The organism is Micromonospora sp. B9E7, assembly GCF_039871815.1.
GTDB lineage: Bacteria > Actinomycetota > Actinomycetes > Mycobacteriales > Micromonosporaceae > Micromonospora.
The window spans coordinates 1-10,159 of the sequence record NZ_JBDPLX010000041.1 but is presented as its reverse complement, the minus strand read 5'-3'; the positions used below and the strand labels follow the sequence as shown (position 1 = coordinate 10,159).

Genomic DNA, 10,159 nt, shown 5'->3' with positions numbered 1-10,159 from the left:
CGGCCCCCGGGCTTCCCGCCCTCCGCGCCAGCCGCCGGGCGTTCTGCGTGGCCGGCGTGGAGCGACAGCGGAGCGTCGGCCGCGCGCCCAGGCGGCGGCGCGTGCGGCCCGTCTCGGGCCGCCTTGAAGACGTACAGAAAGTTCTCACCACTTCGCCGGCAGCCGGCGGCCCTGCTCGCAGAATCGCTGCTCAGGCTGCGTAAACGGCGGTGGCGTCGTCGCTGCGCTTGTTGCGCGCCCACTTCATGCAGGACGGGTCGGCGGCCTCTATGGCGCGGACTCGGCTGATCAGCTCGGTCGGTCCGCCCTGGGCTAGGACGTCGAGCACGTCGGGCCAGTCGAGTAGACCGAACAGGGCCACCAGGCGGGCTGCTCCGTCGGTCAGCACGGCGACTCGTCGGACGCTGTCGAGTGGGACTTCTCCGGTGATCGCGTGTCGAGCGGCGAACGGGTCGGCCGCTGCCACCCAGTACCCGCCGGGCTGGTTACGGGCGGCCAACTCGGCGTGCTTCATCCGCAGCAACGCGGCCTGCTTCTCGGCCGATCCGAACGGGTGCCGGTCGGCCTCGTCACGTTCTGCGCGGGCGGTCTTATCCACCCGGTCATCAGTGATGACCTGGATGCCGTCGACAGTATCGATCAACACCGTGACATCACCGAGAACCGCGTACTCCAACGCGGTGTCCTTGAGTCGTAGCACAGCGGTAGCGGCCGAGGGTGTACCCGGGTGGCTGAGATCGCAGGTGTCCCGGTGCTGATCGGCGGTAAACCGGATGCCGTACATCAGCGCGTTGACCAACTCCGAGTCACGATCGGCCGCCAAGCCGGCGAGAGCAGAGCCAAGCTTTGCGGCGTACCAGGCGATGCCGTGAACACAGCCGGTGCCGGTACGGGCCGTAGCGCCGTCGAGAACCACGATCAGGTTCTCGCTAGCCATGACCCAGTCCTCGTTGGGCGACTTCGGGTTACCTGCGTCCGAGGCGGTTGAGACACGCATCAGGCCACGCCTTCGCTCCGGTAGATCGGCGTCAACGCGTCGACCTTCTTCACGGCCCGCTTTTTCGGGTCGTAGGAGCAGGCCACCAGCAGAGAGAACCGCCGGTTCTTCACCTCGCGGTACAGCTCGTCCAGGTGGTCGTCCAGGTACTGCGCGACTCCAAGCGTGCCCATGGCGTGGATGCCGGCGAGGTAGAGGAAGGTGCCACGTCCATCAGGGCGGGGAAGCCGACCCAGATATCCATAGTCGACCGGCTCGCCGCTGTCCGACGGAGAGCGGAACTCCTCGCCGGTCTGCCGGTTGACAAGATAGACGCCGTCGTCGTCGCTGCCGAAGCCCAGCTTCGGATCGGACGCGAGCACCTGCCCGACGAACGGCAGAATCCGGGGACTGCCGACCACGACCAGGTTGGTGCGGTTCAGGTCGACCATGCCTGGCGGTGGCACCACCTCGTACTCGGTCTTCAAGCTGAGTCCCCGAGCAAGGTTGGACAACCTCTCGTACGCGGCCAGCATCTCGGCGGAGACGACCGCGTACGGGTTCGCCTTGCCCGCCTCGAACTTGCCGCCGACCGCGACGGTGAGCGGGCCAGTGCCCAGCATCGCTCGTTCCGGTCGGGGTCCAGACGACAGGAGCTGTCCGACGCGGGCGCGTGTCATGCCGACGACTTGAGCGATCTGCGCGTGCGTCATTCCCTGCGACACCATCTCGTCCAACGCTTCACGGCGTAGCCGAGACAGCTCGTTGACGGCCGCCTGGTGCTCATCGATCAAATCGCTGGCCTTGCGTGCTCTGTCGCTCGGGTCCTGGATGTCAGCCAGGCCGTGCGGGCTGATCTCCACGGTCCCTCCGATCCGGTGCGCTGAACGTTCAACGCACCTTATCGCAGGATGGGGCTTGACCCAAGCAAGGGGGCTTGCGTAACCTCGGCCACACATCGATGCGCAACCCCCCTTTACAAGGGATACGGGGAGCGCAAAGAGGCCCCGACGGGATTGCGGCCCGTCGAGGCCAAGTGCATCGGCCCTCTGCGAAAGGAATCACGATGCCTGTCCAGCCTACCGTTCACCCTGCTCATTGCGCCTCGGGCCACCCTCCGGCGCTGTCTGATGCTCGCCTGCTCTCTGCTCTGGCGACGCTTCGGGACGCGTTGGCCCCTGGGAAGGCGCTGAACCTGCCTGCGGTGCTCGACCGCACCGCTCTGCTGGATGCCCTGTCCGTGCTCACCACGAACGCCACTCCCACCCCCACTCCTGCTCCGGTCATCTGGCCATGGAAGAAGCTGCGCCAGTCTCGCGGCTGGTCACAGCACGACCTGTACCGCCGGCTTACCCGCGTCGCCGCCAATGAGGGCGCGCGGCTGCCGGACTGGCCCACCTTCAAGCGCAACCTGTGCCGCTGGGAAAGCGGCACCGTCAAAGCGTCGCCCTTCTACGAGGGACTGCTTGGCCGTCTGTTCGGCCTGCCCAATTGGGCTTTCGTTGATGGCGACTGCACCGCCGGCATCACACTGCGGGCGGTGGCCTGATGACCACCACGACCCTGCTCCTGCCTGCCGCTGGTCCCGCTGACCGGCCGTCGCCTCCGGTACCGGACGACACGATCGAGCGCTGCTACTGGTGCAGCCGTCCGGGCTGCCAGTGGTGCCCGGTGAACCGCTGCCCCGACCCGGGCAACTCGCAGTGCGCCTGCCCGGCCTGCGCTGCCGACCTCATCGAGCAACCGTGGGTGGTGTTGGCATGACCACCACCCCAACCCCCACCGGCTACCGGTGGCGTCAACCCCGCCTTGTCCGAGGCTGGGAACCGGTCCAACTCATCGGCCGCTTGAAGATCCTCGCCGCTCGTGACGGCGTGGAACTGCCGAAGACCTACCAACTCATCCGCGACATCTACCTGTGGGAGCACCACCGGGCCGACCTGCCCGCACCCGTGGCCTCCCTGCTCGGCCGGATCTTCGACGGACCCAACCCGTTCGCCACCGGCCCCGTCCAACACATCCCGATGAAGGCGGCCCGCACCCGTGGCCGCTGACCTCATCGCCGTTGTCCCGGATCAGCGCACCACTGCTGGTCCGGGGCTCCGGCCCACCTCGTCGACCGGCTTCGTCGGTCGGGATGAGTCCGCGTTCCACCGGGCCACCGACCCGAACGTCTTCGACTGGCTCGACCACGTCAAGGCAGCCGCGGGCTGCTCCCACCCCATCCGACTCTCGGGCGAGGTCGCCACCGTCGACCGGGCCACCGGCCAACTCCTGTCCGCCGCCCGGACCGAGGACATGCCGGACGGAGAGATCTACAAGCCGTGCGGCAACCGCCGCCACGCCATTTGCCCGTCCTGCGCCCGCACCTACCAACGCGACGCCTACCAACTGCTGCGCGCCGGACTCGCCGGCGGCAAAGGCATCCCCGCGTCCGTGGCCGGGCATCCGGCAGTGTTCGTCACCCTCACCGCCCCGTCGTTCGGCACCGTGCACAACCGCGTGGTCAATCGGCACACGTGCGGCAACCGTCGCCGCTGCGACTGCCGGGCTGAACCCTGCCACGCGCGCCGGGCCACTGACCCCACCGCCCGGCCCTGCGAACATGGGCAAGCGTCGGTCTGCTGGGCACGTCACGAAGAGTCCGATCCTCGGCTGGGTCAACCGTTGTGCCTGGACTGCTACGACTACGACGCCCAGATCGTGTGGAACCACTCCGCACCGGAGTTGTGGCGCCGCACCAGCGAGGCCATCCGCAAGCGGCTGCACGCCCGCTCCCGCCAGCTCGGCCTGCCTCCGGTCGTCCAGGTCACCGACTCCGGCCGAGTGCGTCGGGTACCGCCGGTCAAGCCGTCGTTCGGCAAGGTCGCCGAGATGCAACGCCGCGCCGTCGTGCACTACCACGCCATCGTCCGCCTCGACGGCGTCGACCTCGACCCCAACGCCGTCGTCCCGCCCCCGGCCGCGCTCGGCGTTGACGACCTGGTCGCCGCCGTCACCCACGCCGCCACCGTCACCTTCACCACCCGCCCGCACCCCGCCCGCCCGCAGGGCTGGCACATCGCCTGGGGCGACCCGGCCAAGGGATTCGATGTGCGCCCCATCACCGCTGACGGCGATATCACCGACGGCAAAGTCGCCGGGTACCTGGCCAAGTACGCCACCAAGAGCACCGAGGCCACCGGGCACGTATCCCGCCGTCTCGACGGCGAGGTCATCGACCTCTACGCCAACCACCAGGGCAGCCACCCAGAACGGCTCATCGACGCCTGCTGGACCCTCGGCGGCAACCGCGACTGGCAACACCTCCGACGCTGGGCGCACATGCTCGGCTTCGGAGGCCACTTCCTCACCAAAAGCCGCCGCTACTCCACCACCTTCCGCATCCTGCGCGACGCCCGCGTCATCTGGCGACGCACCGAAACCGGCCACGAATACGCCGACCAACCCGAGGACGACGAGACGACGCTCATTGTCGGCCTCCTCACCTACGCCGGGTCCGGCTGGCGCACCACAGGAGACGCACTCCTCGCCAACACCGCCGCCGCCATGGCCCGTGAAAGGCACGAGGTGGCCCGCGAAGAGTTCGCCGCCGTGGCCTGACCCACCCACGAATTCGCCGTCAAGACCGGCTTGACGGTCAACCACCGAACCGAGGAGAGGTAGCCCATTGCCCACCACCCTGACCGCACCCGAGAGAAAGGCGCTCTACCGCATCCCCGAAGCCATGACCCTGCTCAGCCTGTCCCGCTCCGTGATCTACGAACAGATCCGCGCCGGCCGACTGCGCACCGTCCGACAAGGCCGCACCCGCCTCGTCACCGACGCGGCGATTATCGCCTATGTCGACCTGCTCGAACACGAAGCACAGAAAGGAGGCACCCGATGACCACCCGCCGCGCCCGAGGAGAAGGCGGTCTGCACTGGGACGAGTCCCGACAACGCTGGATCGCCACCATCACCGTCGGCTACACCCCAGCCGGTAAACGCGTCGTGCGCAAAGGCAGCGGCAAAACCAAGACCGAAGCCCGCACCAAACTGCGGGAGAAGATCCGCGACTACGAAGACGGCCTCGCCCTGGTCCAAGACGGACACACCGTTGCCGACGCTCTCACCGACTGGCTCACCTACGGCCTGAGCAACCAGTCCGAGAGCACGAAGGCCAACTACACCACCCTTGTGCGCTCCCACATCATCAGCGACCTCGGCGCGAGGAAGCTGCGGGATCTCAGCGCGACCGATGTTGACCGCTGGCTCATGGGCAAAGCCCAACGACTGAGCACCCGCACCCTGCGGCTCCTCCACTCGCTGCTTAACCGCGCGGTCAATCGAGCCATGGCGCGAGACCGGGTCAAACGCAACGTTGTGGCACTCTGCGAAGTACCCACAGGTCGCGGCGGCCGTCCCTCGAAGTCGCTGACGCTCGACCATGCCAAGGCGCTTCTAATCGCTGCCGAGAGCAGCTCGTTGCACGCCTACATCGTCGTCTCACTACTGACCGGCGCTCGCACCGAGGAACTGCGAGCCCTCACCTGGTCACACGTCGACCTCGCCGGCAAGCCGGACAGCGGTCCCCCGATACCGCCATCCATTCAGGTCTGGCGCTCGGTCCGCGCCGATGGAGACACCAAGACCAAGAAGTCGCGTCGCACCCTGGCTCTGCCGGCCCGGTGCGTCACCGCGCTCATGACCCACCACGAGCGCCAAGGCCAGCCTGCCGCTGACCGTCTCGTCTTCGCCTCTGCCGCTGGCACGGCCCTCGATCGGCACAATGTGCTTCGGGCCTTCCGCCCCGTCGTCGCCAAAGCGGGCCTCGACCCGCGCGACTGGACTCCCCGCGAGCTGCGGCACAGCTTCGTGTCCCTGCTGTCCGACAGCGGCATGAGCCTCGAACAGATCGCGGACCTCTGCGGCCACTCCGGCACGACGGTCACCGAGAGCGTCTACCGGCACCAACTACGGCCGGTGCTCCTAGGCGGTGCAGTCGCCATGGACCGGATCTTCGACGCTGAGGCGTAGTCACTCAGTTAGTCACCCAGGTACGACAAAGGGGCCGTCTCGATCTTCCGAGATGGCCCCTCACCTGCGTCGGGACGGCCGGATTCGAACCGACGACCCCTTGACCCCCAGTCAAGTGCGCTACCAAGCTGCGCCACGTCCCGCCCTCGCGTGGTTTCCCACCGCGACAGCCGCTAAAGCTTAGCGCAGCAGTCGCAGGCCTTTCGCACAGGCCCCACCCGGGTCGCGAACCGACCGGGCCGCCGCACACCACGCCGACCGGACCACCCCACACCCTCTAAAGCGTCCTAGGAGGGTGGGTAGAGGAATGCCGGATGGGACGTCTCCCATCCGGCATTCTCGGAACGTCAGGCGCGTCAGCCGTGTGCCTTGCCTCGGCCGCCGGGGCCCAGCTTCTTCCTCGGGCGGACCGAGATTTCGATCGGACTGCCCTCGTACCCGAATTCCTCGCGGAGCTTGCGCTCGACGAAGCGCTGGTAGCCGGCGTCCAGCGGGCCGGTGGTGAAGAGCACGAACCGTGGCGGCGCCACACCGGCCTGCGTCGCGAACAGGATCCGCGGCGCCCGTCCACCCCGCACCGGGTGGGGGGTGGCCTGCACCAGCGCGGTCAACCACTGGTTGAGGTGCGCGGTCGGCACGCGGGTTTCCCAGCTGGCCAGCGCCTTGTTCAGGGCCGGGGCCAGCTTGTCCACGGCACGACCGGTCATCGCCGACAGGTTCAGCCGGATCGCCCAGGGGATGCGGCGCAGCTCCCGGTCGATCTCCTTGTCCAGGTAGTACCGACGGTCGGCGTCGACCAGGTCCCACTTGTTGAACGCGATGACCAGCGCCCGGCCCGACTCGGTCACCATCGACAGGATCCGCTGGTCCTGCTCGCTGATCGGCTCGCTGGAGTCCAGCAGCACCACGGCCACCTCGGCGGCCTCGATCGCGCCGGCGGTACGCAGGCTGGCGTAGTACTCGGTGCCGCTGGCCTTGCCGACCCGCTTGCGCAGCCCGGCCGTGTCGACCAGCTGCCAGGTCTGACCGCCGATCTCGACCAGGCTATCCACCGGGTCCACAGTGGTGCCCGCCACCGAGTCGACGACCGCCCGCTCCTCGCCGGAGAACCGGTTGAGCAGGCTGGACTTGCCCACGTTCGGCCGCCCGACCAACGCCACCCGGCGCGGCCCACGGGGACGGTTCTCCACGATCGCCGGTGCCTCCGGCAGCGCGGCGAGGATGGCGTCCAGCAGGTCGCCGGAGCCTCGCCCGTGCAGCGCGGACACCGGGAACGGCTCACCGAGGCCCAGGGACCACAGCGAGGTGGCCTCCATCTCGATGGAGTTGTTGTCGGCCTTGTTCGCCACCAGGATCACCGGCTTGGCGCTGCGCCGCAGCATCTTCACCGCGGCCTCGTCCACGTCGGTGGAGCCCACCATCGCGTCGACCACGAAGAGCACCACGTCGGCGGTCACGACCGCCGTCTCGGCCTGCGCCGCGATGGCGGCGGCCCGGTCCTTCGCGTCCGGCTCCCAGCCGCCGGTGTCCACCACGGTGAACGCCCGGCCGTTCCACTGCGCGTCGTACGGCACCCGGTCCCGGGTCACACCCGGGACGTCCTCGACGACCGCCTGTCGGCGGCCGATGATCCGGTTGACCAGAGTGGACTTACCCACGTTGGGGCGACCGACCACGGCCACCACCGGCTGCGGGCCACTCGGTTCCTCGACGGCGACGTCGGGCTCCCGCAGCTCGACCCAGCCACCACCATCGCTACTCATGCCACACCCCGCTCGGTGAGCAGGTCGCGCAGTCGCGCCACGACCTCGTCGATGCCCAGCTCGGTGGTGTCGAGCACCACGGCGTCGGGTGCCTGCGCCAACGGGTTGACCTTGCGGGTCGAGTCGAGCCGGTCCCGTCGCGCCAGGTCGGCGGCGGTGGCCGCCACGTCGGCGGCGTCCTCGGCGCTGCGCCGGGCGGCGCGGGCCGCCTCGGAGGCGGTCAGGAAGACCTTCAGGTCGGCGTCCGGCGCCACGACCGAACCGATGTCACGGCCCTCGACCACCATCCGACCGGCGTTGACGATCATCTCGCGTTGCCGGGCGACCAGCAGCTCACGGACCGCCGGCACCGCGGCGACGGCGGAGACCGCCCCGGTCACCTCCGCGCCCCGGATCTCGGCGTCGACGCCCACACCGTCGACGGTCACGGCGTACCCCTGGGGGTCGGTGCCGATGCGCAGGTCGACCTCGCCGGCGACCTTCGCCACCGACGCGGCGTCGGTCAGGTCCACGCCGGAGCGCAGCACGGCCCACGTGATCGCCCGGTACATCGCCCCGGTGTCGAGGTAGCGCGCACCGATGCCGGCGGCGAGCCGCCGCGACACGGTGGACTTACCCGAACCGGACGGCCCGTCCACAGCGACCACACATCGCCCGGCCCGTACGTTTTCCTCCACCGTGTCCTCCTCAGCCCGTACCTCACGGATCGCCCGGTGATTCGGCGCCGCAAGCGGTTTGTCAATCGTCATCAATCATGCCCGGGTCCTCTGGCGGACCCGCGCGCGCCGCCACCGGAGGCGACCCACGCCACCCGGGCGGCCGCGTCCCGGCCGTCGGTGGAGCCTACCGGCTGCCGTACCCCGGAACCGGGGGTCAGTCACCCACCGCGTTGAACAGGGCGGCGACCTCGGCGTTGGTCAACCGCCGGAGCCGTCCGGTCCGCAGTTCACCGAGCCGGATAGGACCGATCGAGGTACGCACCAGCCGGGTGACCGGGTGCCCGACCTCGTCCATCAGCCGTCGGACGATGTGCTTGCGCCCTTCGTGCAGGCTCAGCTCCACCTGGGCGCTCTTGCCCAGGGTGTCCACCACCTTGAACGAGTCGACCTTGACCGGCCCGTCCTCCAGCTCGACGCCGGACAGCAGCCGCTTGCTGAGGTTGCGCGGGATCGGCCCGACCACCTCGGCGAGGTAGGTCTTCAGCACCTGGTACGAGGGGTGCATGAGCTTGTGCGCGAGGGTGCCGTCGTTGGTGAGCAGCAGCAGGCCCTCGCTGTCCGCGTCGAGCCGCCCGACGTGGTAGACCCGCTGCTCCAGCCGTGCACCGATGAAGTCGGACAGCTCGTTGCGTCCCTTTTCGTCCGCCATGGTGGTGACCACCCCGCGCGGCTTGTTCATCGCCACGTAGACCAGGCGGACGTCGACCTGGAGACGCTCGCCGTCCACGTGGATCACGGCGGTGGCCGGGTCGACCTTGTCGCCGAGCTTGGCGACCCGCCCGTCCACGGTGACCCGGCGACGGAAGATCAGGTCCTCGCAGGCGCGCCGGGAACCCACGCCGGCGGCGGCGAGCACCTTCTGCAGGCGCTCCGCCCCCTCGAAGACGGGGGCGTCGGGTTTGGGGGAACGGTTATCGGGTCGCATCAGCAAGCTCTTCTACGTCGTCGGGCAGGAAGGGTGCGAGGGGCGGCAGCTCGTGAACGGTGTTCAGCCCGAGCTTCTCCAGGAACAGCGTGGTGGTCCGGTACAGGAACGCCCCGCTGTCCGTTTCGGTGCCGCACTCCTCGACGAGGCCGCGGGTGACCAGCGTACGGATGACCCCGTCGCAGTTCACACCCCGGATGGCTGAGATTCGCGAACGGGTCACCGGCTGCTTGTAGGCGACCACGGCGAGCGTCTCCAACGCCGCCTGGGTCAGCCGTACGGACTGCCCGTCCAGAACGAACCGCTCGACGTACGTAGCGTATTCCGGCCGGGTGTACAGCCGCCACCCGCCGGCCGCCCGGCGCAACTCGAACCCGTGCCCGGCGACGGTGTAGCCGGCGGCGATGTCGTCGAGCATCGGGCCGACCCGCTCGGCGGGTTGCTCCAGCACCTGGGCCAGCACCAGTTCGCTGACCGGCTCGTCGACCACCAGCAGGATCGCCTCCAGGGCGCCGCGCAGCTCGGCGTCGGACAGCTCAGGTGCCGGCTCCGGCGCGGCCGTCACCCGCCGCCGCCCCGCAACCTGCCGAGGGGGTACGTCCCGAGCCCCGCCCGACCCACCCGCCCCGCCCGACTCCCCCGCCGGCCCACCCTCGCCCAACTCCCCCGAGCCCGACGCGTTCGCGCCCGGCCCGGCATAGATCTTGGAAGGTTCCGGCCCCTGGAGGGGCGTTTTCCGACCAAGATCTTCCTGATC

12 protein-coding genes and 1 tRNA gene are annotated in these 10,159 nt (G+C 69.2%); 6 read left to right on the top strand and 7 right to left on the bottom strand.

Going from position 1 to position 10,159, the window contains the following annotated elements; translation table 11 throughout:
- Positions 1-190: 190 nt before the first annotated feature.
- Positions 191-937 carry a hypothetical protein gene (locus ABGB10_RS33035; RefSeq protein ID WP_347664897.1) on the bottom strand — a complete coding sequence of 249 codons (747 nt, stop codon included), beginning with the start codon at positions 935-937 and terminating at the stop codon, positions 191-193.
- A 59-nt stretch (positions 938-996) separates the two neighbouring features.
- Positions 997-1,599 (bottom strand): sigma-70 family RNA polymerase sigma factor, encoded by a 603-nt coding sequence (locus ABGB10_RS33030; protein WP_347664896.1) that lies wholly within the window; start codon positions 1,597-1,599, stop codon positions 997-999.
- A 581-nt stretch (positions 1,600-2,180) separates the two neighbouring features.
- On the opposite strand from ABGB10_RS33030, the gene ABGB10_RS33025 reads away from it, so the two are divergent.
- The 6 genes from ABGB10_RS33025 to ABGB10_RS33000 all read left to right on the top strand — a co-directional run bounded on the left by ABGB10_RS33025 (position 2,181) and on the right by ABGB10_RS33000 (position 5,995).
- A complete protein-coding gene (locus ABGB10_RS33025) occupies positions 2,181-2,525 on the top strand; it encodes an XRE family transcriptional regulator (RefSeq protein ID WP_347664895.1) in 345 nt (114 codons plus the stop codon).
- Entirely contained in the window at positions 2,525-2,740 is a 216-nt protein-coding gene (locus ABGB10_RS33020; protein ID WP_347664894.1) for a hypothetical protein, read from the top strand. Before ABGB10_RS33025 ends, ABGB10_RS33020 begins: the two co-directional genes overlap by 1 nt.
- On the top strand, positions 2,737-3,030 hold the full coding sequence (locus ABGB10_RS33015) for a hypothetical protein (RefSeq protein ID WP_347664893.1): 294 nt from the start codon (positions 2,737-2,739) through the stop codon (positions 3,028-3,030). The genes ABGB10_RS33020 and ABGB10_RS33015 overlap by 4 nt, the downstream gene beginning before the upstream one ends.
- Positions 3,020-4,579: a replication initiator gene (locus ABGB10_RS33010; protein WP_347664892.1), complete on the top strand. Its 1,560-nt coding sequence runs from the start codon at positions 3,020-3,022 to the stop codon at positions 4,577-4,579. Before ABGB10_RS33015 ends, ABGB10_RS33010 begins: the two co-directional genes overlap by 11 nt.
- Before the next feature lie 67 nt (positions 4,580-4,646).
- On the top strand, positions 4,647-4,865 hold the full coding sequence (locus ABGB10_RS33005; protein WP_347664891.1) for a helix-turn-helix domain-containing protein: 219 nt from the start codon (positions 4,647-4,649) through the stop codon (positions 4,863-4,865).
- The gene (locus tag ABGB10_RS33000; protein WP_347664890.1) at positions 4,862-5,995 is read left to right on the top strand and encodes a site-specific integrase; all 1,134 of its coding nucleotides are present in this window, start codon (positions 4,862-4,864) and stop codon (positions 5,993-5,995) included. The genes ABGB10_RS33005 and ABGB10_RS33000 overlap by 4 nt, the downstream gene beginning before the upstream one ends.
- 69 nt (positions 5,996-6,064) lie before the next feature.
- Here ABGB10_RS33000 and ABGB10_RS32995 read toward each other — a convergent pair.
- The 5 genes from ABGB10_RS32995 to scpB all read right to left on the bottom strand — a co-directional run.
- Positions 6,065-6,138: transfer RNA gene (locus ABGB10_RS32995), tRNA-Pro, on the bottom strand.
- 213 nt (positions 6,139-6,351) lie between these two features.
- Positions 6,352-7,758 carry a ribosome biogenesis GTPase Der gene (der, locus tag ABGB10_RS32990; RefSeq protein ID WP_347664889.1) on the bottom strand — a complete coding sequence of 469 codons (1,407 nt, stop codon included), beginning with the start codon at positions 7,756-7,758 and terminating at the stop codon, positions 6,352-6,354.
- Positions 7,755-8,435, bottom strand: a complete 681-nt coding sequence (cmk, locus tag ABGB10_RS32985; protein ID WP_347664888.1) for a (d)CMP kinase — start codon at positions 8,433-8,435, stop codon at positions 7,755-7,757. The genes der and cmk overlap by 4 nt, the downstream gene beginning before the upstream one ends.
- A gap of 196 nt (positions 8,436-8,631) precedes the next feature.
- On the bottom strand, positions 8,632-9,402 hold the full coding sequence (locus ABGB10_RS32980; protein WP_347664887.1) for a pseudouridine synthase: 771 nt from the start codon (positions 9,400-9,402) through the stop codon (positions 8,632-8,634).
- Positions 9,389-10,159 (bottom strand): SMC-Scp complex subunit ScpB (gene scpB / locus ABGB10_RS32975; protein ID WP_347664886.1); only part of this gene is annotated, 771 nt, incomplete at its 5' end. The genes ABGB10_RS32980 and scpB, both read right to left, overlap by 14 nt.

What these genes read in the sequence shown, in the direction of transcription:
- ABGB10_RS33035 (WP_347664897.1), bottom strand. Translation starts at nt 937, where the DNA reads ATGGCTAGCGAGAACCTGATCGTGGTTCTCGACGGCGCTACGGCCCGT.
- ABGB10_RS33030 (WP_347664896.1), bottom strand. Translation starts at nt 1,599, where the DNA reads ATGCTGGGCACTGGCCCGCTCACCGTCGCGGTCGGCGGCAAGTTCGAG.
- ABGB10_RS33020 (WP_347664894.1), top strand. Translation starts at nt 2,525, where the DNA reads ATGACCACCACGACCCTGCTCCTGCCTGCCGCTGGTCCCGCTGACCGG.
- ABGB10_RS33015 (WP_347664893.1), top strand. Translation starts at nt 2,737, where the DNA reads ATGACCACCACCCCAACCCCCACCGGCTACCGGTGGCGTCAACCCCGC.
- ABGB10_RS33000 (WP_347664890.1), top strand. Translation starts at nt 4,862, where the DNA reads ATGACCACCCGCCGCGCCCGAGGAGAAGGCGGTCTGCACTGGGACGAG.
- der (WP_347664889.1), bottom strand. Translation starts at nt 7,758, where the DNA reads ATGAGTAGCGATGGTGGTGGCTGGGTCGAGCTGCGGGAGCCCGACGTC.
- ABGB10_RS32980 (WP_347664887.1), bottom strand. Translation starts at nt 9,402, where the DNA reads ATGCGACCCGATAACCGTTCCCCCAAACCCGACGCCCCCGTCTTCGAG.